The sequence below is a fragment of the Roseiflexus sp. genome (genome assembly GCF_057785375.1).
Window position 1 is genome coordinate 1 of sequence record NZ_JBYNRX010000094.1, and the last position, 24,779, is coordinate 24,779.

Genomic DNA, 24,779 nt, shown 5'->3' on the forward strand with positions numbered 1-24,779 from the left:
CGTCGCGCGGTCGCTCGACGCCCTGGCGTTCACCGTCGGCAATGACATCGCGGTTGCGCCGGGGCAGTATCAGCCAGGCAGCGATGCCGGGCGCGCGCTGCTGGCGCACGAATTGACCCACACCATCCAGCAGACCGGCGGGGCGGCGCGAGTGCAGCGCCAGACGCCGCCTGATCTGCACGGCAGTGGTGCGAATCTGGGTCTTCCCAGCAATATGCAGACCCCCTCCTCCAGCGGTTCGCAGGGCGGCGGCGGACGACGCATGATCAGCTACGGCAGCCGGGGACAGGACGTCGCCGATGCGCAGCAGTTGCTCAACCAGCACGGCGCAGCGCCGCCGCTGGCGGTGGACGGCATCTTTGGACCAAAAACGCGCCAGGCGACGATTGCGTTTCAGCAGAGTCGCGGTCTTGCGCCCGACGGCATTATTGGACCGTTGACCTGGGGCGCGCTGGAGTCGGGAGCGCCGGGACCGCAGCCGCAACCGCCCGGACCACAGCCGCAACCGCCCGGACCGCAGCCGCAGCCGGTGGAACGCTGGACGAATGAAGACCGTGCGATGATTGCTGCTCATATTCAGCCCGGCGTGTTGACGGTGTACCAGGCGCAGCGGATCGAACCGGCGGTCGCGGCGCTTTCCGACGATGAGTACACCGCCTTCCGGGCGCTGCTGCAGAGCGCTGGCTCCAAGATGGAACGCGCGTTTCTGTGCAAGGCGCTGGCAGCGAGCCGTTCACTGAGCGACATCGCCGAGTTTGCCGCCACGATCCGCGGACTGAGCGACAACTGGTTGTTGCGTAACCTGAATGTGGTGGACCTGAACGAAGCGGATGGCGTCGAGCGCGGTATTATTCAGCAGTACGGCAACAGTTGCGGTCCCACGTCGGTGCAGGTCATCCGCGCCTCTGCCGACCCGATCTATGCACTGGCGTTGCGCTCCGCCGGACCGATTGAACAGGCATCGGAACATGCCGTTAGCGCCCCGGACACCATTCCCAATCAGATGCTTGCCGGCGAGCAAAGAGCGATCCTCGACACGCATGCCGCGACGGGAACCGGCAATCCGGCGACCGATCGCACCCAGCCCACCGGCGGCGCGTGGGTCGAGGCGGAAATGAATGCGCTCGCCGGTGCGACCGGGGTCACCTATCAGACACGTATCGTTGGCACACAGATTACGCTCGATGCGGCGCTCGATGTGCTGAGAACCAATCTGACCGCAGGGATTTTCGTGCCAATCGTTGTTGGCGGCAGCGTTGGCGATACAGCGCACTATGTGATGGCAATGGCCATCAGCGGCAACCGCATCCAGATTCACGACGTCGCCACCGGCGATACCGTCTGGCGCACCGAGCAAGATTTCAAGGACAGCACGTTGAACCTGCCGAGCGGGCACACAATGTTGACCGCCATCGACGTGCCATCGGCTGTGCTGGCGGCGCAGCCGCAACCCGCGACGCCGTAGGCGTGCTGATAGCGAGGAGTAACCATGCCAATCGATCCGCACCGCGACTACACGCGCCAGGAGCAGCTCGACCTCGATCTGACCGGGCTGTTTGCCGAAGGGCTGCGCGATGAAGAGGGACGGCTGCCGCTGGTATTACAGGGGATCGGCAGCGCAGCAATGGCGCTGCAGGTCGAAGAGGCGGGCGTGCCGCTGCCGATGTTCAATCGCATGCTGACGACCGCGAACGAGATCAGCCTGAAACGTGCCAGCGCCATGCCCGAAGAGTTGGTCGAAGAATTGGAGAAACGCGGGTTCCCGCAGATTGCGCGCATTGTGCGTGCGGCCATCGACGCCTGCCGCGATGAAAACGATTACCGCAATTTGGTGCGCTGGCTCATTCAGGTGCGCAACCTGATCGTGTTTCGCGCGCAGGCGGGCGGCGCTGCCTCCCGGAAGTGACAGACGATGATTGCAGATGTCCATCTTGCCATTCGCCATATGATCCTGAACCGCGGCTTGATCCCGGCGGATGAGGTCGACATACGCTTCGAGCGCCCGACGAAGGAGTGGGTTCATTCGCTGGTGCGCCCGACGATCAATCTGTATCTGTTCGATATTGATGAGAACGTCGATCTGCGCCAGACGAACATGCCGGTGATGCGCGGCGGAAGCGGCGTATCGTATCGTATGCCAGCGCGCCGCTTCGATCTGCGCTACATGGTGACGGCATTCACCACAGTCGCCGACGACGAGCATTTGCTGATCTATCGCGTGCTCGCCACATTGCTGCGTTTTTCGTCGTTGCCGCCGGCGTCGCTGGCGGCGGCGATGGCAATCATCGCGGGGCGCGAGGGGTACGCTGCGGAAGAGGCGCGCTTCACCGCGCTCGCCGGGGCTGGCGATCGCACCACGCTGCCCGACCTGCGCCGCGCCCTTGCCTCCGCCGAGGTCGGACCAGCGGCGCGTTCAGCGATGATGGCGCTGACCGATGAACCGCAGGTGACGACTAAAATCGCCACTGCCGAGGAAAGTATGCGTCTGCTCGACGTGTGGAACGCGCTCGAACAGGCGCCGCGCGCCTCGCTGCTGTACGTGGTGACCGTGCCGGTCGATCTCGAGGTCGTTATTGATACGCCGCTGGTGCTGACGCGAACGCTGCGCGTCCGGCAGCGAACCGATGCCGGTACGCCCACGGAGTTCATCCGGATCGGCGGAGCAGTGCGCGATCGTACCGGTGCGCCGCTTGCAGGAGTAACGGTTGCCATCGAAGGAGGTGCAATCGAAACGGTTACGAATAGCGAAGGCAGATATGCGCTGAGTCACATTCCAGCCAGGGAAGTGACCCTGCGGGTGATACGCCCCGATGGGAGCGTTCACATTACAACATTCGCAACGCCGTCGGACTCATACGATATCTTGCTGGATTGAAAGGAGCGGTTCATGCCAGAGTATCTCTCGCCCGGCGTCTACATCGAAGAAGTCAGCAGCGGTCCGCGCCCGATTGAAGGGGTCGGCACGGCGATGGCGGCGTTCGTCGGGTTCGCCGCTGCCGGTCCCGTCAATCAGCCCGTGCTGGTGACCAGTTGGACGCAGTATGTCGAGAAGTTTGGTCGCCTCGATGAGAGCGGGCGGCGCAATCCGCACATGGATGGCGCTTACCTCTCGCATGCCGTCTACGGGTATTTCCTCAATGGCGGCGGTCGTTGCTATGTGACGCGCATCCCGCAACAGGCGGACGGCAAAGCGCCCCCTCAGCCGCGACTCGAACTGCCGACGCGCGCCTCGAAGGCGCTGACGTCGCTCATCGTGACGCCAAAGAGCGAAACCGCCAGCGACATTCAGGTCGAAATCGGTCCGCCCGTCGGTGAAAATCCGCCGCCGGAAGCGTTCACGGTCAAGATCAGCATGGGGGAGGTGCAGGAAGTCCATGAGAATGTCTCATTGAACAAGCGACCAAAGGACGGAACCTCCTACGTTGTCGAGAAGATCAACAGTTCCAGCACGCTGGTGCAGGTTGCCGAAGGACCGGCGACTGGCTCGCTGGCGGACCGCGTGCCAGAGTTCGGCATGTCGGTCATCAAGCCGCCAGCGCCGATCATTCCTGCGCGCGTGGACGCCACGACGTTTGTGGGCAGCGCCGCCGAGCGCAGCGGCGTCGAGGGGCTGGAGATCGCCGAGGACGTGACGATGATCTGCGCACCGGACCTGATGGCAGCCTATCAGTCGGGCGCGATCACGAAGGAAGGGGTCAAAGCCGTTCAGCTGGCGATGATCGCTCACGCCGAGCGCATGCAGGATCGCATGGTTATTCTCGATCCGCTGCCCGGTCTGACGCCGCAGCAGGTCAAACAGTGGCGCGAGCGCGACACGAACTACGACTCGAAGTTCGCCGTGCTCTACTACCCCTGGATCAAGATCATGGGACCAGACGGCAAGACCGAGATGGAGATCCCGCCGTGCGGCCACATCGCGGGCATCTGGGCGCGCAACGACAACACACGCGGCGTCCACAAAGCGCCGGCGAACGAGGTCGTCCAGGGAGCGCTTGGACCGGGGACTGCTATCACAAAAGGCGAGCAGGATACGCTCAACCCGATCGGCGTCAACTGTATCCGGTCATTCACCGGCATGGGGTTGCGGGTCTGGGGTGCGCGCACCCTCGCCAGCGACGCCGCCTGGCGCTATGTCAATGTGCGGCGTCTGTTCAACTACGTTGAGAAGTCGATCGAACGCGGGACGCAGTGGGTGGTCTTCGAGCCGAACGACCCCAACCTGTGGGCGCGAGTCAAGCGCGATGTCGAGGCGTTCCTGACCGTCTGCTGGCGCGACGGTATGTTGTTCGGTCTGACGCCGCGCGAAGCGTTCTACGTCAAGTGCGACGAAGAACTGAACCCGCCCGAAGTGCGCGATCAGGGCAAGTTGATCATCGAAGTCGGGCTGGCGCCCGTCAAGCCCGCCGAGTTCGTCATCTTCCGCTTCAGCCAGTTCGCTGGCGGCGGGGCGTAAGGATAAGAGGAGGAACCAATGACCGACAAAGACCCTCTGATTTCAGCATGGTTCGGTGTTGATTTCGGCGACGGCGTCGTGGGCGCCTTCCGCGAATGCACCGGTCTCGGCAGCGAGAACGAAGTGGTCGAGAGCAAAGCCAGCGGACCCGACGGGAAGTACATCATCAAGAAAATCCCCGGTCGTATGAAGTGGAACAACGTCACCCTCAAACGCGGCATCACCGACGCCATGGACATGTGGAAGTGGCGCAAGATGGTCGAGGAGGGAGACATCCAGGGTGCGCGGCGCAATGGCACCATCACCATGTTCAATACTAAAGGCGAACCGGTCGCGCGCTGGAAGTTCGTCAACGCCTGGCCCAGCAAACTGACCGGACCCGACGCGAACGCGACCAACAACGAAGTGGCGATCGAAACCCTCGAAATCGTCCACGAAGGGTACGAGCGCGTCCAGTAGGCGCGGGTGAGGTGACAGTCACATCGGAGACGCCGGGTGCTGGGGGACAATCCGCGCAGACCCGGCGCCTGAATGTGACTGTCACCAACAGGCAATGACATGATGCTTCAAACTGAGTTCTCATTTGTGCTACCCTGCGGCTATGTCGATGAGCAGGGAAACCTGCACCGCGAAGGATCGATGCGTCGCGCCATGGCAATCGACGAGATCGAGCCGCTCGACGATCCGCGGGTGCAGCGCAACGAGGCATATCTCAGCATTCTGCTGCTGAGCCGGGTGATTACCCGCCTTGGCACGATCGGCGCCATCACGCCAGCCATCGTGGAGCGCCTGTTTGCAACTGATTTTCTCTATCTGCAAGACATGTACATTCAGATCAACGCCGCTGCTCCGCATCTGGTCGAAACACAGTGCCCCGCCTGCGGGACGCGGTTTGCCATTGATGTCGGGGTTGGCGAGATGACAGGATAGCGGTTATGCCTCAATCACCTTCCCGGCGTTCTGATGAGGAATCGGGTTCGGCGCCATCGCAGGAACAATCCGAACAGCGTCCCGCTGCGATTGACATCGAGGCGCTGGCGGAGCGGGTCTACCGGTTGATGCGCGAAGAAGCGCGCCTGGAACACGCCAGGGGCGTGATCGCCGGAAAACAGCGACGGAAGAGGTGAAGCGTGCCGACGACTGAAGAAGCATATCCGTCCTATCGATTCTACGTAGAAATTGCCGGCGTGCCGCAGGCAGTGTTCACCGAGGTAAGCGGGCTGCAACTCGAAACCGAGGTCACCGAACTCGAGGAGGGGGGCAACAACGATTTCGTTCACCGTCTGCCGGGGCGCACGAAGATCGGCAACATCACCCTCAAGCGCGGCATGACCAGTTCGAATGAACTGTTGCAATGGTTTCTCAAAATTGCGCGCGGCTCGATCGACCGGCGGAATGTGACGGTCATTATGTACGACTCGGCAGGGAAAGAGTTGTTTCGCTGGAATTTCATCGAGGCGTATCCCGTCAAATGGACTGGTCCACAATTTACGGCTGCGTCAACGGAAGCGGCGGTGGAGACGCTCGAACTGACGCACAACGGAATGACGGTTGGGTGATGCCATGATCCGCCGGTTGCTCATGATGCGCTTGCGCCGCCATACGCGCCTCGCGCGCGCGCTCGCCGGGCGTGCGCCGCTTACGTCGCGTGCGGCGGTGGACCAGCCGATCCTCTGGACGATGGGGCGTCTGGCAAACCCTCCCCGGCGAGCGCGCGCGCCGGTCTTTGTTGTGGCGCCGCCAGAACCAGGCGCCAGCGAGATCGCACTGGCGCCTGTCACAGGCGGGGTTGAGCCGCTCTCCGCGCCGCTGCCGGCGCCGGTTGCGGGCGGGGTTGTGCCATCCCTGGCGCCATTGCCGGAGTCAACCGCAGGCGGGGGTGCACCGCCGGGGCCTGCTGCGGCTGGAATGGCGCCGTTCTCCGCACCTCTGCCAGAGTCAGCCGCAGGCGGAGAAACGCTCTCGTCCAGACCAGCGACAGGCGAGGGCGCGTCTTCCCCCGTACTGTCGTCTGAGCTGGTCGCCGCGCCGCGTGAGCCTGCCGCCGCGCCTGAGCCTGCCGCCGCGCTGCGTAAGCCTGCCGCCGCGCCTGAGCCGGTTGCAACACCGCCTGAGCCTGCCGCCGCGCCGCCTGAGCCTGCCGAAGGCGGCGCGTCCTCTGCGACACCAGGCGCTGCGGCGTTTGACCGCTCATCCGCCGCCTGGATGGCACGCCTGCGCGCCGATGATCAACGGCGCCGGCGGGAAGCGTCAGCGCTGCCAGCGCCTGCGTCTGAGACTGCGTCTATGTCGCCGATGGCGCCCGACTCTGGTGATGCATCCGGGCTTTCCACGACATCCGCTGCGGCGCTGCCGGGAGAAGGGAGTACGTCTGGCATGCCCGGTTCGCCCGAAATCGCGCCGTTCGTTGCGTCTGACGAGATGACAGAAACGCCGTCTGCCATTTCGATGCAAACAGAAATGCACATTCCCGATCAGGCGGACTCGCCAGTCGCTCCAGTGCTGCCAACCACGCCCCCTCCCGCCCGCGCTGCGCCAACCGCAGCGCGGGACACATCACGGCCCGTCGATCCTGCTGCCGCCATTGTGGATGCAGCGCGCGCCTGGGTTGCACAACGCACGCAGGAGCGTTCTTCATCGCCGGTGCAACCGCAGCCTGCTCCGCCTGCTGCGCCGAAACCCCAACCGCAACCTCAGACCCCGGTTGAGATGCGGGTTGCCCGCCCGCCGCGTTTTATCGAAGAACGCACGGCGCTGCCTTCGACAGGCTCAGGCAGCGCTATGGGCGCTGACGCGCCGCCGCGTTTTGTCGAAGAACGCACGGCGCTGCCTTCGACAGGCTCAGGCAGCGCTATGGGCGCTGACGCGCCGCTGCCGGAGCCTGCTCCGGCTACGGAGACGCTGCGCGAGACGGATCAACCGTCGTCTGCTGGGACGCCCGCCTTTGATCGCTCGGTGGAAGCATGGATGGAACGCCTGCGCGCCGATGAGCGTCGCCGCCGCCAGAAAGAAGCAGCTGGACAGGCGCCAGATCGTTCTCCTGAAGAAGCCGCTCGACCGTTACCCGGTGCGCCCCCGGCAATGCCCGCGCAGCCAGTTGGCTCGCTCTGGTCGGGTGGTGCAACATGGGCAGCGTCAGGAGGCGAACAGCGACGTTCTGCGCTGCAACCGACCGGTGAGCCTCAGCCAGGTGCTACCGCGTCTCCGACGACCGCGACGCGCTTTGCGCCGCCGGTGGGCAACACCGTTCGCCCCGCAACACCAGGCAGTGAACGGTTTGCTGCCCGTTTCGCGCCATCTACGCTGCCCCTCTCCGAGTCGAACCGGCGCTTCCTGCGCGCTGCGGTTGGGGTCGATCCTGCAACCGTGCGCGTCGCGCGCGGCCCGGAAGCCGGTCGTGTGGCGGCGGCGTACCGCGCCGACGCCGTAACACTTGGCGACGATGTGGCGCTGGCGCCCGGCAGGGGCGACGAAACCGCCGAAGGTCTCGGTCTGCTGGCGCACGAACTGACCCACGTGGCGCGCCAGCGCGACCCAACCGCCATTCCGCCGATTGTGCGTCCGCCCGAACAGCGCCCTGGTTTCCGTCCTGCGCTGCCGGGACCGGCAACCGACGAAGAGGCGCTGGCGCGCGCCGTCGAGGCGCAAACCATTCAGGCTGCGCGGATGCGCTTTGCGCCGCCGGTCGCACCCACCCGTACAGGCGTCTCGACAGCGCCTCCGGTTCAGGCGCCAGAACACACCCGCGCCGCCCCACAGGCGGAAGATGCGCCGGTTGCGCCGGAACGCACGCACTGGGGCAATCTGCCTGCGCCCTGGGAGCCGCTGCCGGACTGGCTGGCGCCTCCCCGTTCGGCGGCGGAAGCGCCGCCTTTGCCGGTGGTGACGGTTGCGCCTGCGCCGCCAGCATTGACTGCGCCGCCGCAGCCGGGAGCGCCAGTCGCGCGCGCCGCAGAGACCGCGCGCACATTGCCTGCGGTTCAGCAACCGGAAACGACTGCGCCAGCGCAGGAGCAATCTCCCGCGCCCGATCTCGACGAACTTGCACGCCAGGTCTATGCTGTGCTGAAGCGCCGGCTGGCAGCCGAGCGGCGGCGCAGCGGCTGGTAGATAGGAGGAACGTTGCATGCCCGATACGAGCCTGGTCAAAGCCAAGATTATCAACCTCGACAACCCCTCGCAGGAAGTCGAGTGCCTGTTCAACCCAAAGGAGTATACCTTCACCAAGCAGAACAGCTGGAGCCGCGGTGAAACGCCGAGCACAAACGTGCCACAACTCGAGTTTAGCGGCGGGCAACCGGCGACTCTGGCAATGCACCTGTTGTTCGACACCTACACCAGCGCGCGCCCCGGCTCGAAACCGCGGGATGTGCGCAAGGTCTATACCGACAAACTCTGGTCATTCATGATGATCGATCCTGACCTGAAAGACCCCAAAAGCACCCGCGGGCGTCCGCCAAAGGTGCGTTTCCAGTGGGGAACATCCTGGTCGTTCAAGGCGGTTATCACCAACATTACGCAGAAGTTCACCCTCTTTCTGGTCGATGGAACACCGGTGCGCGCCGAACTTGACGTAACATTCCAGCAAATCGAAGATACCGCCAATCTGCAACCGCAGAACCCGACGTCCGGCGGCGTTGGAGGCGAGCGGGTCTGGCGGGTGCGCGAAGGCGACACTCTGTCGTGGATCGCATACAAATCATACGGCAATGCAACGCGCTGGCGCCCGATTGCCGAAGCCAACGGTCTGGAACGGGTGCGCGAGTTGACGCCGGGAGCAGTGCTGGTGATTCCCAATGAGTGATAATCGGCATGTTTCCGACTTTTACCTCAAGCTCGACGGCGCCGATGCGCCACCGGAACTCGTTCAGGATGCGCTCGAGATCACGGTCGAGAATAGTCTGCATCTGCCCGATGTCGCCACGCTGATCATCAACGACCGCAGATTGAAATGGGTCGATGACCAGCGGCTGACGCCAGGCAAAACGCTGGTGGTGAATGTCCGTGACAATCGCACAACCGAGACGATCTTCGATGGCGAGATCGTCGAGGTCGAACCGCACTTCGGGGCAGAAGGGGTGCAGGTTGTGGTGCGCGCCTTTGATCGACTCCATCGCCTGGCGTGTGGACGTCAGGCGCGCACGTTTCTCAACGTGACTGACGGCGACATTATCACGCAGATCGCCGGTGAGGCCGGTTTGCAGACGCAGGTGGACGCGACGACCAGAGTGCACGATTATGTGGTGCAATGGAACCAGACGAACCTGGAGTTTCTGCGTGAACGTGCGGCGGCGCTCGGCTATCTGCTGTATGTCGATGGGCGGAAACTCTGCTGTGTCAAGCCGCCTGCTGCGCGAGCGCCGGTCGAGTTGAAATGGGGTGAGGACCTGGTCGCCTTTCGTCCGCGTCTGAGCACGATCGATCAGGTGAATGAGGTAACGGTGCGCGGTTGGGATCCTCAAAAAAAAGAAGCGGTGATCGGTCGGGAGACGAACGGCGCCGTAACGCCAGCGATCGGCGTTTCTGAGAAGGGCGGTGCGCTGGCGAAGAAAGCGTTCAACATCACAGCGAAGGACCTGTTGATCGAATCCGCTGTGCGCTCACAATCGGAAGCGGAGCAAATCGCAAAAGCGGTGCTCAATCAGCACGAAAGCCGCTACATCGAGGCAGACGGCACAGCCTCCGGCAATCCGAAGATCAAGGCGGGCGCAGCAGTCAAAATCTCCAACATCGGCAATCGCTTCAGTGGCACATACGTTGTCACCAGCGCGACGCACCGCTATAACGCCGCCGGGTACGCCACCGACTTCTCGGTGTCGGGGGTCAATCCCGATGCCTTGTTGAACCTAGTGCAGCCGGAGATGCCGCGTTTGCGGATCGAAGGTCTGGTGATCGGGATTGTGACCGACAACAACGATCCGGATAACCTGGGGCGCGTGAAGGTCAAATTTCCAACCCTCTCCGATCAACAGAGCCATTGGGCGCGAGTGGTCGGTATTGGTGCGGGCAAAGACCGCGGGATCGAGTTTCTGCCGGAAGTGAACGATGAGGTGCTGGTAGGGTTCGAGGCTGGCGATATGCGCGCCGCGTATGTGATCGGTGGCTTGTGGAACGGCAAGGATGGACTGCCGAAGAAGACCCGCGAGATCGTCAAAGGCGGGAAAGTCGAGCAGCGGGTGGTCAAATCACGCTCCGGTCACGTGATCACGCTGGACGATAGCGACAGCGAGCCGTCGATCACCATCGAGGACAAGAGCGGTAACATCATCAAACTCGACAGCAAGAAGAACGAGTTGACGATCAAGGTCAAAGGAGATGGTACGATCAGCGCCGATGGCAACCTGACGATCCAGGCGAAGGGCAAAATTGACATCAAGTCGCAGCAGGCGATGGCCATCGAAGGCGCCACTGGTCTTGATCTGAAGACGAATGCAAGCGCCTCGTTGCAGGCGAATGCCAGCCTTGATCTGAAGTCCAATGCGACTGCATCCTTGCAGGCGAACGCGACGCTCGACGTGAAATCGTCGGCGATTCTGACGATTCAGGGGACGCTGGTCAAAATCAACTGAAAGGAAACGAGCGATGCCTCCTGCCGCACGCGTTGGCGATATGCATACCTGCCCGCTGTCTGATGGTCCAAAGCCGCATATTGGCGGTCCGATCATGCCCCCTGGCGTGCCGACGGTGTTGATCGGCGGTATGCCGGCGGCAGTGGTTAGCGGCATGGCGACATGCGCGGGTCCGCCCGACACGATTATCAAAGGAAGCGCAACGGTGCTGATCGGCGGGATGCCGGCGGCACGCATGGGAGATCAGACAGCGCACGGCGGTGTGATTGTGAGTGGATTTCCGCAGGTTGATATTGGCGGGTGAAATGCAATGAGCGATTTTCTTGGCGTCGGATGGGCGTTTCCGGTCGGGCTGGATGCGCGTGGTCGCTTTGCGCTGGCGCGCCAGGAAGTCGATATCGAGCAGGCGATCATCATGATCCTGCTGACGCCGAAGGGCCAGCGGTTGATGCGTCCGACATTCGGCTGCCAGATCCACGATCTGGTCTTTGCGCCGAATGATGCCGCAACCGCCGGTCTTGCCGTGTACTACGTTGAAGAGGCGCTGGCGATGTGGGAGCCGCGCATCGATGTGCTGAATGTCGAGATCGATACCGATCCGCAGACGCCAGAACGGATGCTGATCACGATTGAGTATCGTATCAAGGCGACCCATGATCGCCGATCGCTGGTGTTTCCGTTCTACCGTCTTCCGGGTGAATAGATGAGGGTTGCATGTCGCTGCCAACACCCAATCTCGATGATCGCCACTTTCAAGACATCGTCGATGAAGCCAAACGACTGATTCCGCGCTTCTGCCCGGAATGGACCGATCACAACGTCAGCGATCCGGGAGTGGCGCTGATCGAGTTGTTCGCCTGGATGACCGATCTGTTGCTCTATCGGGTTAATCAGGTGCCCGATAAGGTGTATATCACGCTGCTCAATCTGATCGGCATTCGACTGGAGCCGCCGCAGTCGGCGGTGGCGCCGATTACCTTCTATCTGTCAGCGCCGCAGGAGACGGCGATTACTCTTCCCGCCGACACCGAGGTGGCGACGGTACGCACCGAAACCAGCCCGGCGGTCATTTTCACAACGGAGACCGACCTGACGATCCATCCGGCGGTGGTGGCCGATGATAAAGTGTACGTGCGCCAGGTGGAGCGACCGAATGTTCCGGCAAGCTGGCGCGCGCATGAGTTGCGCCAGTTGCTGCTGCCCAACGGGCGGATTGCCATGTTCGCGCCCAACCCGCTGCCGCACGACGCCTTCTACATTCCACTCCGACACAACCACGGCAATCACGTGCTGGCGCTGGTGATCGATTGCGATGTGGCGCGTGGCGCCGGCGTCGATCCAACCAATCCGCCGCTGACATGGGAGGTATGGCAGGGGGGCGTGGCGCGCTGGTCGTCGTGCGAGGTCGAGTTCGACGGCACCGGCGGCTTCAATATGCCCGGCGAAATTGTGCTGCACCTGCCGCCGATGGCGCCCGATACGATCCAGGGTGTGACGGCGCACTGGCTGCGCTGCCGCCTGACCGATGCGCAGGCGGATACACCCGAGAATCGCCACAATCGCTACAAGGTCTCGCCCGAACTGCTGGCGTTGCGGATCGAGTCGCGTGGCGGGACGGTCAATGCCCGCCATGCGGTCACCGTGCGCAACGAGGTCATCGGGCGCAGCGACGGTACGCCCGGTCAGGAGTTTCATCTGCTGAACAAACCGGTGCTGGCGCGCAATCCACAGCGCGATGTCCTGATCGTCGATCCGCCACTCCCCGGTCGTCCGCGCGAATGGGTCGAGATTCCCGACTTCGCCGCCTCTGGTCCCGATGATCAGCACTACACGCTCGATAGTTTGAGCGGCACGGTGAGTTTTGGTCCGGCGTTGCTTCAGCCCGATGGGTCGGTGCGTAACTTCGGCAGTGTGCCGCCCCATGGCGGCGTCATCACGATGACGCGCTACCAGTATGGCGGCGGCGTGGTCGGCAACGTTCAGGCGAATACGCTGGTGATGCTGAAGACGTCGATCCCGTATGTGTCACGGGTGACGAACCGCCGCACCGCCGAAGGCGGGCGTGATCCGCAGGGTCTCGATGATGCGCGCGCCCGTGCGCCGCAGATCCTCCGTACCCGCACCCGCGCCGTGACCGTTGATGACTATGAACACCTGGCGCAGGAAGTAGTCGGGGTGGCGCGTGCGTGCTGCATCGGACCCGGCGCACAACCGGGAGGTCCGGCGGAGCCGCGCCCCGGTCAGGTGATCGTCTACGTTCTGCCGCAGACCGATAACCCCGCCGGCCGGATTCCGCCAGAGGCGCTGACGCTCTCTGCTGAGTTGCGCGCCCGTGTACTCGACTATCTGGATCGGCGGCGTCCGTTGGGCATTGCGCTCGATGTGCGTCCGATCCAGTACCTCTGGGTGTCGATCGAGGTGCGATTGCGCGTTCCGGCGCGCAGCGATCAGGCGCTTGTGCGCGCCGTGCAGCAGGAGGCGGAAGAGACGCTCTATCGCTATCTCAATCCGTATGTCGGCGGACCCGATGGCAACGGCTGGCCCTTTGGTCGCGATCTGCACGTGTCGGAAATCTATGCGTTGATGCAGCGTCTCCCTTCGATCGAGTTCGTCGAGGAAGTGCAGATCGGGTTGACCGAACCGGGGAGCACGGCGAAGCCGCAGGTGGTTTCACCACGCCTCGATGTGCCGCGCCATGCCTTGATCTGCTCCTGGCAGCATCGTGTGACGGTCAGCGCGTCATAAAGGTGACAGTCACGCGGGGGGCGCAGGATTGACGTGTGCTGCCGGTCATCCTGGCAATGTCAGCGCAGGTGGCGAGTGAGGAGATGTGACTGTCACCAACGGGCACTAACCTCTAACACCCGGAGCATCTCATGGAACCCGATTTTGGCAAACTGATCATCCGCTCCGCCGACGGCGAACGACTGGTACCACTGCGGCAGCCGCAGTATACCATCGGGCGCAACCCGGCGCGCGATCTGCACCTCGACTCGCCAGTGGTGTCGAATATGCACGGCCGGATCGAGGCGGGACCGCAGGGCGCGCAGTTGATCGATCTCGGCAGTACGAATGGTACATTCATCGGTGAACGCCGCCTTCCGTCGAACCAACCGTACCCGCTGGTTCCCGGTGAAGAAGTGCGGATTGGGCCGTTCGTGCTGATCTATGTGCCTCCCGGCGTATCCTATCCGCCCGAAGAGGTCGCGCTGCCGGTCGCAGAAGCGCCCGAACCGCCGCCGGTTGTCGCGGAACCGCCGTCTGCGGCAGAGGCGACGCCGGGTGAAGCGTCAGAAGGCGTTGCTGACGAAACAGCGGCGATGGTTGCGCCGCCCGAAGCGCCATCCGCACCGCCGCCGCCCCTGCCTGAAGCGCCATCGGCGCCGCCGCCGCCCCCGCCTGAGACGCCATCCGCACCGCCGCCTGAAGCGCCGGTCATCATTGCCCAGGAGTTTCCCGAACGCCTGCCGGTGCGCTACACTGCGCCGCCAGACGGTTTGGACAGTCGCTACCTGCGGTATCTGCCCTCGATCTTTCAGGAGAATGAGTTCCTGGGGCGCTACCTGCGGATCTTCGAGACGATCTGGGAGCCGCTGGAGTGGCGTCAGAACCATATCAACCTCTACTTCGACCCGCGCACCTGCCCGCCGTCGTTTCTGCCATGGCTGGCGGGTTGGCTCGATATGGCAATCAATCCGTACTGGCCCGAAGCGCGCATCCGTCGCCTGATCGCCGAGGCTGCCGATCTTTATCGCTGGCGTGGCACGGCGTATGGTCTCAAACGGTTGATCGAGGTGGTGACCGGACTGACGCCTGCCATCACCGAAGAACCGTCGCAACCGTTCGTCTTTCGTATTTCGCTGACTATTCCGCCTGGCAGTGACGTGGATGCGCGCCTGATCGACGATCTGGTGCGCACGCATAAACCGGCGCACGCTGGCTATATTCTGGACGTTCAACAGTGAACGATATGGTGACAACTCTGGCGCGCAGTTATGACGACATGCCCTATCCAGGGCGCGCCTATGCGCATACCCATCCGGACTACGTGGCGGTTCTGGCGACGCTGCTCGGCTTGAAGCCACCGCCGATCGCACGTTGTCGCGTGTTGGAAGTTGGCTGCGCCGCCGGCGCCAATCTGATGCCAATGGCGGTGAGCCTGCCCAAAGCCTCGTTCGTCGGCATCGACCTCTCGCCACGCCAGATTGCGAAGGGGCAGCAGACTATCGACGCGCTCGGCATCACGAATATCACGCTGCTGGCGCGCGATCTGCAGGATGTCGGTGATGAACTGGGGCAGTTCGATTATATCATCGCGCACGGGGTCTATTCGTGGGCGCCGGCGCCGGTGCGCGACCGGCTCATGGCGCTGATCAAACGTTGCCTGACGCCAAACGGTATCGCGTACATCAGCTACAACACCTACCCTGGCTGGTATATTCTCGGTGCGATCCGCGATCTGATGCTCTATACCGTGAGGGGTGTCGAGGATCCGCAGGATCGCGCCAGCATGGCGCGGGCGCTGCTCGACATGCTGGCAGAAAGCGACTCGGAGCATGCTGGCGCCTTCAACAGTTTTATCGCCGCATATGCTGGTCGGTTTCGCGCGATGCTGGATCGCCTGGGTCCGCTGAGCCATGCGTTTCTACTCCATGATGCGCTCGAGGTGGTAAACGAACCGGTCTCTTTTGCGCAGTTCGCCGCGCATGCTGCGCAGCACGGGTTGCAGTATCTCTGCGAAACCGAGTTTCCAATGGTGCTGCCGCAGGGGTTGAAGCCCGAAACGGTCGATGCGATACGTTCTTTTTCTCGAAGCGGTATCGACCTGGAGCAGTACATGGATTTTCTTCGCGGTCGGCAGTTCCGGCAGACGCTCCTCTGCCACGATCATCTGAAGATTCGGCGCACATTGCGACCAGAACGACTGACGGGCATGGCCGTCGCTGCGCTGATGCGCCCCGAAACACAACCGGTCGATCTGGCGAACGAGACGCCGGTCGTGTTTCGGAATCTGCACGATGTGGCGTTTACGGTCACAGCGCCGATCACGAAGGCGGCGTTGCTCTATCTGGCGGGAGCGTCGCCGCGCACGGTCCCGTTCGAGACGCTGGTGGCCGAAGCGCGGCGTCGCGCTGCAGAAGGCGGAGCGGCGCTGCGCGATGCTGAACCATCGGCGCTGGCGCGCCGGTTGGGGGGCGACCTGCTGCGCGCGTTTGCGATAGCGACCACGCTGGTGTCGTTTCATCTCCATCCGCCGCTTGTGGCGACACAGCCGGGCGAACGCCCGAAAGCGACCGCCCTGGCGCGCCTGGAAGCGCAGACCGGTATCGAGGTGACCAATCTCTACCACGATGTGTTGCAGCTCGATCCGTTCGATCGGTTGCTGCTCCAGTTGCTCGACGGTCAGCGCGATCGGGCGGCGATAGTGCGCGAGATGACGGGCGCGATCGCCGCAGGTAGAGTACAATACGTCAACGAAGCACATGTCTCCGCTCCCCGTGCTGGTCTTGAGGTCGAAATCGAACAACGGCTCCGCTGGTTTGCTCAGGCAGCGCTGTTGGTTGCATAAAATGTGGAGCATCTCCTTATGACGGATCTCGTCGGTCGGACCATCGGCAATTATCGGGTCGAAGCGTTGCTTGGCGCTGGCGGCATGGGGCAGGTGTTTCGTGCGCGGCATATTCACCTCGACCGCCCCGTTGCTTTGAAGGTGATGCATGCCAATCTGTCGCACGATCCCGGTTTTCAGGCGCGTTTTCGTCAGGAAGCGCGGGCAATCGCCGCACTCCAGCATCCCAATATCGTCGAGGTGTACGACTTCGGCGAGCAGAATGGCCTGATGTATCTGGTGATGGAACTGTTGAGCGATGGGTCGCTGCGCGGGTTGATGCAGAAGCATGCCCGCGAGGGCAAACCCTGGCCCCTGATGCTGGCAATCGACCTGGTGCAGCAAGCGGCGGAAGGGCTGGCATATGCCCATAGCCAGGGCATGATCCACCGCGACATCAAGCCCGACAATATGCTGCTCCGCGCAGTTTCCGGCGCGCCAGGGCGCTATGCGCTCAAGATTACCGATTTTGGACTGGCGCGCATGGCGGAAGGGTCGATGATGACCGCGACCGGTACGGCGATGGGAACACCCGCGTATATGTCGCCAGAGCAGTGCCAGGGGGCGCATGTCGATCACCGGAGCGACATTTATGCGCTGGGTGTGGTGCTGTACGAGGTGACGACCGGCTATCTCCCGTTTACGGCGACGACTCTGAGCGAGGCAGCGTACAAGCATGTGTTCGTTCCACCCACGCCGCCGCGCCAGGTGCGCGCCGATCTACCGGAACCGCTGGAAGTGATTGTGCTGCGCTGCCTGGCGAAGCGCCCCGACGATCGGTACGCCAGCGCCGCCGAGGTCGCCGCCAGCCTGAAAGCGCTGTTGGCGCGCCCCGATCCAACCCTGACCCACGCAACGGTGATGGCGCATCCTAACGAAGCCCCGCCAGTCTCGCCGCAAGGCGCCGTTCCCACGCCACCTCCTCCCGCAGTGGCAACGCCGCAGCCAACCGCTATGGCGCCATCGAGTGGGACGCTCCCGCCCGCTATTCCGTCGCTTCCCGGCGCCTCGAACCTGCCGCGCATCCAGGTGCGCGACACCGCCGGGAATCTCCTGCGCGTCGTCGAACTGACGAGCGATGGTGTCACCGTCGGGCGCCAGTCCACCAATGCGCTTGTACTCGAATCTGAGGGAGTGTCACGGTCGCACCTGCGCGTCGATTGGGACGGCCGGCAGGCGACAGTGACCGATCTGGGATCGAGCAATGGCACCTTGCTGGGCGCAACGCGCCTGCCGGCGCAGGTGGCGCACCTGTGGGGATGGCGTGAGGTGGTGCGCGTCGGTCCGTTCTGGCTGCGCCTGGAGCCGCCAGCACATCTCGCCGAACAGGGAGGCGCGTTGTTGCAGCAATTGCTCGATGCGCAACCGACTGCCACCCCGCCGCCAGCCGCTGTGACCCGCCCGATGCCCACCGGCATGGCGACCGCCAGTGTCAGCACCGGGCGAATTGGCGTGGTGCTGGAGGATACCTCGCTGACCCTTTCTCCAGGGCAGCCGGCGCCGCTGCGGTTGACGCTGGCGAATCTGGGAACGGTCGTGGATCACTTCAGCATCGAAGTGGAAGGTGCGCCCCAAGAGTGGGTGCGCCGCCCCGCTGATGAGATTCAGTTGATGCCAGGCGTGCAGGCGCCGGTGGTCTTGACCGTCACAGCGCCGCGTGCATCGGCAAGTCGCGCCGGTGATTATCAGGTGACGCTGCGGGTGCGGTCGCGCGAAAATCCGGCGGAAGTCGGCGTGGCGCACGGACGCTGGACGGTGCTGCCGTTTATGGCGCCGTCGCTGACCCTCGCACCAAAACGGGCTGCCGGGCGCGGCCAGGCGCGCTTTACCACCACGCTGCGCAACAATGGGAATGCTCCGATCCAGTGCACCCTGCGCGCCGAGGATGATGAGCACGTGCTGCGCTACCGTTTCGAGCCGCCAGAAGTGACGCTCGATCCCGGCGCCGAGGTCAATGTGCCAACCACGGTCACCGGTCCGCGACGCTGGTTTGGGCGTGAACAGACACGCAGTTTCACGGTCGGCGCGGCGGTCGCGGGCGGCGAGGGACCGCCGGTGGCAACCGGGCAGTTCGTCCAGATGCCGATCATTCCGGCGTGGGCGATCACGGCGCTGTTCCTGCTCATCCCGTTGTGCCTGGGCGGGGTGTTCTTTGGGAACGAAATGTTCGTGGTGCGCCCCGCAGCAGCGACTGCGACTGCGGCGACCGCCGAAGCCGCCGGTGTGATTGCGGCAGCGAACACCGCCACCGCGGCAGTCGTCGGCACCGCAGCGCAGGCGACGCTCGAAACCAAGGAGACGGTTGCGCTCATCCAGCAGCAGACGATCGCCGCCGCGCCGATCGAGACCCAAATTGCGTTCCAGGCGCAGCAGAACACGCAGGTTGCGCAGGCGCAACAGACGCAACAGGCGCAGCAGCAACAGCAGCAGGCGACGCAACAGGCGCAACAACAGCAGCAGCAGGCAGCGCAACAGACCCAGCAGGCGCAGCAGGCGATCCAACAGGCGACGCAGCAGGCGGCTATTGAGCAGACCGCCGCCGCAGCCGCGCAACAGGCGACTCAGGCGGCGCTGAATGCGCAGGCGACCCAACAGGCGATCGATGCGCAGGCGACCCTGGCGGCAGCCGCCAACGCCCAGACAGCCACAACCATTGCCGCCCAGCAAACAACCCTGGCGCAGACTGCAGCCGCCGTTGCCGCCCAGCAAACATCAGTGGCTGCGACGGCAACAACGCAGGCGGCGGCGTTCAACGCCTTTATCGGCAACTGGGTCAACGTCGACACCAACACGAGCGGAATGACGCGCCTGGTGATCGATAAGAAGACCGAAACGACGTACACCTTCCAGGGTTATGGCAAATGCACGCCGAGCGACTGCGATTGGGGCGAGATCCAGGTGCCATATACGCCGGGACAACTGGTTGGCGTGTATGACTTCGGTTTCAAAACCACGCGGATTACCGTGCGCCTACAGGGTGAGGATATGCAGGCGGAAGTCTTCGATGACTACCGTCCGTCTGATCCGCGTCCCGACCGGACAACCAACTATGTGCTGCGCCGGCAGTGGATCTTGCGCCCGGATATCATTATTCGACCGGATATTCTGAATCCCATTATTCTGGTGACGCCGACGCCATAATCGGACTGCCGCGCTCTGGAGCAACGCCGCAGGAATGCTCGCCACAGGAGCCATACACCATCATGACTGAGTTCATTGGCAAAACCATCGGCAATTACCGCATCGAAGGGCTACTGGGCAGCGGCGGCATGGGGCAGGTGTTTCGCGCCCGCCACATCCACCTCGACCGTCCGGCGGCGCTGAAGCTGCTGCATGGCAATCTGGCGCAGGACCCGATGTTCCAGACGCGCTTCCGCCACGAAGCGCAGGCGGCGGCGAAACTGCGGCATCCTCATATCGTCGAGGTGTACGACTTCGATGAGTACGATGGCATGGCGTACCTGGTGATGGAACTGGTCACCGGCGGCTCGATGCGCGGCTGGTTGCGCTCGACAGCTCAGCAGACTGGCGGCAGCCTGGTGCAGGGGCTCGAACTGGTGCGCCAGGCGGCGGACGCGCTGGCATACGCTCACGCGATGGGCATGGTCCACCGCGACATCAAGCCGGATAACCTGCTGCTCCAACCCGGTCTGATGGGTCGGGGTCCGACGATGAAGGTGGCGGACTTCGGACTGGCGCGGATGACCGAAGGGAGCAATCTGACGGCGACCGGTATGGCGATGGGCACGCCCGCCTATATGTCACCGGAGCAGTGCCAGGGCAAGCCGCTCGATGGACGAAGCGACATCTATGCCCTTGGTGTGGTGCTGTACGAAGTGGCGACTGGCACGCTCCCGTTCGTGGTCAAAACGATCAGCGAGGCGGTGTTCAAGCATGTCTACGTCCCGGCGCCGTCACCGCGCCAGGTGCGCCCGGATCTTCCCGAAATCGTCGAGGCGGTTGTGCTGCGCTGTCTGGCGAAGATGCCGGAGGAGCGTTTCGCCACAGCCGCCGATCTGTCGGCTGCATTGTATGAGGCAATCAGCGCGATTGCGCCCGATGTGGCGATTGGAAGTGAAGAAGCAGGCGCACTGCTGACCGAGATCGCGGCACGCACTCGTATCCAGACGTTGCATGCCGCGAGTGCAGCGCCATCTGTACCGACGTTGATGGGAGGCGGTTCGTTGCCGCGCATCCAGGTGCTGGACGACGCCGGCACGCTGCTCCAGGTGGTGGCGGTGCGTCCCGGCGGGCTGACGGTCGGGCGGGTCGAGCGCAACGATGTGGTCCTGCCGGGTGAAGGGGTGTCGCGGCATCACCTGCGCCTGGAGTGGGATGGCACGCAGGTAATGGCCACCGATCTGGGGTCGAGCAATGGCACGCTGCTGGAGAGTCAACCGTTGCCGCCGCAGCAATCGGTTGCCTGGCCCTGGCGCACTATGCTGCGCGTCGGGTCGTACTGGCTGCGCCTCGATCCGCCGGAAGGCGCTGAGGGCGGCAAAACCGCGACGCCGCCCGGCGTCGCGCTGACGACCCCGCAGACCGTTGCGACGCCAGGAGGCGGCGTGATGACGGTGCCGCCGCCGGTGAGCGGCGCAATGCCGTTGCAGTACTCCCAGGCGTTTGTGACCACCGGCATGGTGGGGATGACGCTCGAACCGGAGACGCTGGCGGTGATGCCGGGGCAGACAGCGACCGTGGCGGTGACGCTGGTGAATCTGAGTGATCAGGTCGATCATCTGACGGTCGGCGTCTCCGGTGTGCCGCCGGAATGGGTGACGCTGCCGCCGGCTGCTCAGATGCCGCCGCGTGGACAGACGACAGTAATGCTGTCGGTGCAACCTCCCGCCGTGTCAGATGCGCGCGCCGGCGAGTATCCCGTCGAGGTGACGGCGCGCTCGCGCGCGCGCCCGGGGGAGGGCGGGTCGGTGCTGGCGCGTTGGACGGTGCGCCCGTATGTGCACGAAGAACTGGCGCTGACGCCAGGGCGCGCGCGCGGGAGGCTGCGTGGCGTGATGAAGGCGACTGTGCGCAACCTGGGGAATGCGCCGGTGCGCTACCGATTGCAGGGTGAGGCGGACGAAGCAGGCATCCAGACAACGCTCACACCGGAGGAATTCGCGCTCGAGGCGGGTGAAAGCGGCAGCGCAACCGTGATGGTCGAAGGTCCGCCCACTCCGTTTGGCGGCGAGACGACGCACGGTGTGACGATTACGGCGACGGCGGATCATGGGGCGACGCTGCGCGCCAATGGGATGTGGATCCAGGGAGCGTTGCTGCCGGTGTGGAGCCTGATTGCGGCAGTGCTGATGGTTGGTTTTGGGGTGTCGCACCTCTTTGGCGCGCTGCCGGCATCACTGGCGGGCGGGCTGCCGGGGTACGCCGTTCTGCGCAGTGGCGGGAACGTCAATGCAGACGTTGCCGGCCAGTCAGGAATCATACCAACAGCAGAACCGACGACAACGCCAGAACCGACGGTCGAACCGACCGCGTCGGTTGCGCCGACGGCTACCATCGATGTGGCAACGCCAACGGTTGAGACCGGTGCAGTCACGACCGACGACCAGGCGACTGCAACGGCGGTCGCTGCGTCTGGCGGAACCGGCGGTGACAACGGCGCAGGCGGCAGTGGGGGCGGAAGCGGCGGGACCGGCGGAACCGGAGGTTCGGGGGGCGCAGGTGGTTCAGGAGGAACCGGCGGAACTGGCGATACGCCAACCGCAACCGCGACTCGCACAGCAACGCCGAGTCCAACCGTTGCGCCAACAGCCACGCCGTTGCCAACGAGCACACCGGAACCGACCAGCACTCCGGAACCATCTGCAACACCTACCGATGTGCCGATTGCAACGCCAACGCCGTCTCCAACCGAGATGCCGACGCCGACGGCAACCAGTACGCCGACGCCAACAGCAACCAGTACGCCGACGCCAACGCCAGACGTGCTCATGACGACGCCGCCAACGCAGTTGTCGCCGCCGAACGGCGCTACATTCGACATCTTTCCACGCACAACATTGCTCCAATGGTCTCCGGTGCCGGGCGCTGCCTCGTACCGGGTGGAGATCGACTGTTTCCACTGCTGCCAGTTCAATGCCTGGTGCACCGATATCGGTCGTACCTGGAGTGTGACGAATACGCCGTCAACCGAGTATCAGTTCAACTGGGTCGGGGCGCAGCCGGGGCGCTGGCGGATCTCGGCAGTCGATGCCAGTGGTCGTGAGGGACCACGGACGGGTTGGTGGGTCTTTACCTATTTGCGATAATGACGAACGATCTTTTTGGACAGATTATCGGAAATTGCCGTATCGAAGCGCTGCTTGGCGCGGGCGGCATGGGGCAGGTGTTTCGTGCGCGCCACGTGCACCTCGATCGCTTGCAGGCGATCAAGATCATGCACCCGCACATGGCGAGCGATCCCGGCTTTCAGGCGCGCTTTCGCCAGGAGGCGCAGGCGATTGCAGCGCTCGAGCATCCGCATATTGTGCGCATTTTCAATTTTGATGAGCAGCAGGGGCGATACTACATCGCAATGGAATACCTGCCCGATGGATCATTGCGCACGTTGCTCGACCGTCGTGCGCGCGAGGGAACGAAGTGGCCGCTCAACTTCGGGCTCGATCTGATCCGGCAGGCGGCGGAAGCGCTCGACTTTGCCCATGCTCGCGGAATTGTGCATCGTGATATCAAACCGGACAACATGCTAATCGAACGGCATGCCGGTCCTGGCGGGCGCTCGCTCTATGTGGTCAAATTGACCGATTTCGGTCTGGCACGGGTGGTCGAAGGCGGTGGAGGCATTACCGCTAGCGGTATGACGGTCGGCACACCGGCGTACATGTCGCCGGAACAGTGCCAGGGGCTGCCGGTCGATGGACGCAGTGACATTTATTCGCTTGGGATTGTGCTGTATGAAGTTGCCACCGGCTATTTGCCGTTCACCGTCAGCCGGATCAGCGAGGCGGTCGAGAAACATGTCTATGCGCAACCGCCGTCGCCGCGCACGGTTGCGCCCGATCTGCCGGTCGCAGTGGAGGCGATCATCCTCCGCTGCCTGGCAAAAAAACCGGAGGAGCGCTTTGCCACCGGCGCGGAACTGGCTCAGGCGCTCCGCCAGGTGATGCAGGCGCCGCCTCCCCCTCCATCGCCTGCGCCCGAAGGTTTGATCGTCAGGGTGCTCGATGCGGCAGGTCAGGCGGTGCACCAGGCGCCGTTGACAGAGCAGGGGTTGACCGTTGGACGCCGTGCAGGGCATCGGATTGTGCTCGACGATCCGGCAGTGTCGCGCAATCATCTGCATATCGAGTGGAGCGGACGGCGTGTGCGCGTGAAGGACCTGGGATCGCGCGGCGGAACGCTGCTCGATGGCGCGCCAATCACGCCGCACGAGTCGCATACCTGGGAAATCGGGCAGCGTCTGAAAGTCGGTCCGTTCACACTGGAACTGGAGCAACGTCGCAACGATCAGATTGGCGTGACGCTGGCGCCTGGTCAGGATTCGCTTCAGGTCGTCGCCGGTCAGGACGTGGCAGTCGAGGTGACGCTGGTCAATCGCGGGACGTCCGCCGAAACGCTGACGCTGGCGGTTGAAGGATGGCCCGCGCCCTGGATACGTCTGCCGGAGGCGCCGGTTCGCGTGGAAGCCGGGGCGCAGGAAGTAGTGCGGCTGACGCTGTGTGTGCCTGCAACGTCCGGAATGCACGGCGGAACGTATTCGGTGCAGATCCACGCACGTTCGGTTGACCAACCACAGACCGGCGCATCGGCGCAGGCGACGTGGATCGTCGCGGCGCCACCGTTGTTGAGCCTGTCTATCACGCCGGGAATGGCGCGCGGACGTGATCAGGCGCAGTATACGGTTCAGTTGACGAATCAGGGCGGAACGACAGCGCACGTGGTATTGATGGCAGAAGATGACAATCAGGCGCTGGCATACAATTTTGCGCATCACGAACTCCATCTTCCGCCAGGAGAAACAGTCGAGGCGTCGCTCGAGGTGCGCAGCAACCGGCGTGTTTTTGGCGGCGCCCAGACTCATCGTTTTACGGTGACAGCGGCGGTGTTAGGTGTTGGCTCGATAAAGGCAGAGGCCACATTCGTGCAAACGTCGCTCTTGCCGATTTAGATCCTGCGGTTATTCGGGTAGGCT

The 24,779-nt window shown here is 63.6% G+C and carries 19 protein-coding genes; all 19 read left to right on the plus strand.

From position 1 onward, the window contains the following. Positions 1 to 1,465 (plus strand): eCIS core domain-containing protein (locus AC3EA7_RS18570; protein WP_488615564.1); only part of this gene is annotated, 1,465 nt, incomplete at its 5' end. Between the two features lie 24 nt (positions 1,466 to 1,489). Beyond that, complete coding sequence (locus tag AC3EA7_RS18575) at positions 1,490 to 1,906, plus strand: hypothetical protein (RefSeq protein ID WP_488615565.1); 417 nt, start codon at positions 1,490 to 1,492, stop codon at positions 1,904 to 1,906. 6 nt (positions 1,907 to 1,912) lie between these two features. After that, positions 1,913 to 2,875 (plus strand): Pvc16 family protein, encoded by a 963-nt coding sequence (locus tag AC3EA7_RS18580; RefSeq protein ID WP_488615566.1) that lies wholly within the window; start codon positions 1,913 to 1,915, stop codon positions 2,873 to 2,875. Positions 2,876 to 2,887: 12 nt separating this feature from the next. Continuing rightward, the gene (locus AC3EA7_RS18585; protein WP_488615567.1) at positions 2,888 to 4,453 is read left to right on the plus strand and encodes a phage tail sheath subtilisin-like domain-containing protein; all 1,566 of its coding nucleotides are present in this window, start codon (positions 2,888 to 2,890) and stop codon (positions 4,451 to 4,453) included. 18 nt (positions 4,454 to 4,471) lie between these two features. After that, entirely contained in the window at positions 4,472 to 4,912 is a 441-nt protein-coding gene (locus AC3EA7_RS18590; protein ID WP_012121317.1) for a phage tail protein, read from the plus strand. A gap of 99 nt (positions 4,913 to 5,011) precedes the next feature. Then, entirely contained in the window at positions 5,012 to 5,383 is a 372-nt protein-coding gene (locus tag AC3EA7_RS18595; protein WP_488615568.1) for a phage tail assembly protein, read from the plus strand. 5 nt (positions 5,384 to 5,388) lie between these two features. Next, positions 5,389 to 5,580, plus strand: coding sequence for a hypothetical protein (locus tag AC3EA7_RS18600; protein ID WP_488615569.1), 192 nt, complete (start codon positions 5,389 to 5,391; stop codon positions 5,578 to 5,580). A 3-nt stretch (positions 5,581 to 5,583) separates the two neighbouring features. After that, on the plus strand, positions 5,584 to 6,012 hold the full coding sequence (locus AC3EA7_RS18605; protein ID WP_488615570.1) for a phage tail protein: 429 nt from the start codon (positions 5,584 to 5,586) through the stop codon (positions 6,010 to 6,012). Further along, positions 6,005 to 8,563: an eCIS core domain-containing protein gene (locus AC3EA7_RS18610; protein ID WP_488615571.1), complete on the plus strand. Its 2,559-nt coding sequence runs from the start codon at positions 6,005 to 6,007 to the stop codon at positions 8,561 to 8,563. Before AC3EA7_RS18605 ends, AC3EA7_RS18610 begins: the two co-directional genes overlap by 8 nt. 16 nt (positions 8,564 to 8,579) lie before the next feature. Continuing rightward, positions 8,580 to 9,257 (plus strand): CIS tube protein, encoded by a 678-nt coding sequence (locus AC3EA7_RS18615; protein ID WP_488615572.1) that lies wholly within the window; start codon positions 8,580 to 8,582, stop codon positions 9,255 to 9,257. Continuing rightward, positions 9,250 to 11,022 (plus strand): VgrG-related protein, encoded by a 1,773-nt coding sequence (locus AC3EA7_RS18620; protein WP_488615573.1) that lies wholly within the window; start codon positions 9,250 to 9,252, stop codon positions 11,020 to 11,022. The genes AC3EA7_RS18615 and AC3EA7_RS18620 overlap by 8 nt, the downstream gene beginning before the upstream one ends. Before the next feature lie 13 nt (positions 11,023 to 11,035). Next, the gene (locus tag AC3EA7_RS18625; RefSeq protein WP_488615574.1) at positions 11,036 to 11,326 is read left to right on the plus strand and encodes a PAAR domain-containing protein; all 291 of its coding nucleotides are present in this window, start codon (positions 11,036 to 11,038) and stop codon (positions 11,324 to 11,326) included. Positions 11,327 to 11,332: 6 nt separating this feature from the next. Next, positions 11,333 to 11,725 carry a GPW/gp25 family protein gene (locus tag AC3EA7_RS18630; protein ID WP_488615575.1) on the plus strand — a complete coding sequence of 131 codons (393 nt, stop codon included), beginning with the start codon at positions 11,333 to 11,335 and terminating at the stop codon, positions 11,723 to 11,725. Between the two features lie 11 nt (positions 11,726 to 11,736). Beyond that, positions 11,737 to 13,767, plus strand: coding sequence for a putative baseplate assembly protein (locus AC3EA7_RS18635; RefSeq protein ID WP_488615576.1), 2,031 nt, complete (start codon positions 11,737 to 11,739; stop codon positions 13,765 to 13,767). A gap of 131 nt (positions 13,768 to 13,898) precedes the next feature. After that, positions 13,899 to 14,987: a phage tail protein I gene (locus AC3EA7_RS18640; protein ID WP_488615577.1), complete on the plus strand. Its 1,089-nt coding sequence runs from the start codon at positions 13,899 to 13,901 to the stop codon at positions 14,985 to 14,987. A gap of 5 nt (positions 14,988 to 14,992) precedes the next feature. Then, positions 14,993 to 16,591, plus strand: a complete 1,599-nt coding sequence (locus tag AC3EA7_RS18645) for a methyltransferase regulatory domain-containing protein (protein ID WP_488615578.1) — start codon at positions 14,993 to 14,995, stop codon at positions 16,589 to 16,591. 18 nt (positions 16,592 to 16,609) lie between these two features. Then, positions 16,610 to 19,771, plus strand: a complete 3,162-nt coding sequence (locus tag AC3EA7_RS18650) for a protein kinase domain-containing protein (RefSeq protein WP_488615579.1) — start codon at positions 16,610 to 16,612, stop codon at positions 19,769 to 19,771. Positions 19,772 to 19,833: 62 nt separating this feature from the next. Continuing rightward, complete coding sequence (locus AC3EA7_RS18655) at positions 19,834 to 22,896, plus strand: protein kinase domain-containing protein (protein WP_488615580.1); 3,063 nt, start codon at positions 19,834 to 19,836, stop codon at positions 22,894 to 22,896. Further along, the gene (locus tag AC3EA7_RS18660; RefSeq protein WP_488615581.1) at positions 22,896 to 24,755 is read left to right on the plus strand and encodes a protein kinase domain-containing protein; all 1,860 of its coding nucleotides are present in this window, start codon (positions 22,896 to 22,898) and stop codon (positions 24,753 to 24,755) included. Before AC3EA7_RS18655 ends, AC3EA7_RS18660 begins: the two co-directional genes overlap by 1 nt. The last annotated feature ends 24 nt before the right edge of the window (positions 24,756 to 24,779 follow it).

Bases quoted from the DNA above. Each gene is read 5' to 3' on its own strand.
- AC3EA7_RS18625 (WP_488615574.1), top strand. From the start codon at position 11,036: ATGCCTCCTGCCGCACGCGTTGGCGATATGCATACCTGCCCGCTGTCT.
- AC3EA7_RS18600 (WP_488615569.1), top strand. From the start codon at position 5,389: ATGCCTCAATCACCTTCCCGGCGTTCTGATGAGGAATCGGGTTCGGCG.
- AC3EA7_RS18575 (WP_488615565.1), top strand. From the start codon at position 1,490: ATGCCAATCGATCCGCACCGCGACTACACGCGCCAGGAGCAGCTCGAC.
- AC3EA7_RS18640 (WP_488615577.1), top strand. From the start codon at position 13,899: ATGGAACCCGATTTTGGCAAACTGATCATCCGCTCCGCCGACGGCGAA.
- AC3EA7_RS18660 (WP_488615581.1), top strand. From the start codon at position 22,896: ATGACGAACGATCTTTTTGGACAGATTATCGGAAATTGCCGTATCGAA.
- AC3EA7_RS18615 (WP_488615572.1), top strand. From the start codon at position 8,580: ATGCCCGATACGAGCCTGGTCAAAGCCAAGATTATCAACCTCGACAAC.
- AC3EA7_RS18645 (WP_488615578.1), top strand. From the start codon at position 14,993: ATGGTGACAACTCTGGCGCGCAGTTATGACGACATGCCCTATCCAGGG.
- AC3EA7_RS18590 (WP_012121317.1), top strand. From the start codon at position 4,472: ATGACCGACAAAGACCCTCTGATTTCAGCATGGTTCGGTGTTGATTTC.
- AC3EA7_RS18595 (WP_488615568.1), top strand. From the start codon at position 5,012: ATGATGCTTCAAACTGAGTTCTCATTTGTGCTACCCTGCGGCTATGTC.
- AC3EA7_RS18650 (WP_488615579.1), top strand. From the start codon at position 16,610: ATGACGGATCTCGTCGGTCGGACCATCGGCAATTATCGGGTCGAAGCG.
- AC3EA7_RS18655 (WP_488615580.1), top strand. From the start codon at position 19,834: ATGACTGAGTTCATTGGCAAAACCATCGGCAATTACCGCATCGAAGGG.
- AC3EA7_RS18580 (WP_488615566.1), top strand. From the start codon at position 1,913: ATGATTGCAGATGTCCATCTTGCCATTCGCCATATGATCCTGAACCGC.
- AC3EA7_RS18635 (WP_488615576.1), top strand. From the start codon at position 11,737: ATGTCGCTGCCAACACCCAATCTCGATGATCGCCACTTTCAAGACATC.
- AC3EA7_RS18585 (WP_488615567.1), top strand. From the start codon at position 2,888: ATGCCAGAGTATCTCTCGCCCGGCGTCTACATCGAAGAAGTCAGCAGC.
- AC3EA7_RS18620 (WP_488615573.1), top strand. From the start codon at position 9,250: ATGAGTGATAATCGGCATGTTTCCGACTTTTACCTCAAGCTCGACGGC.
- AC3EA7_RS18630 (WP_488615575.1), top strand. From the start codon at position 11,333: ATGAGCGATTTTCTTGGCGTCGGATGGGCGTTTCCGGTCGGGCTGGAT.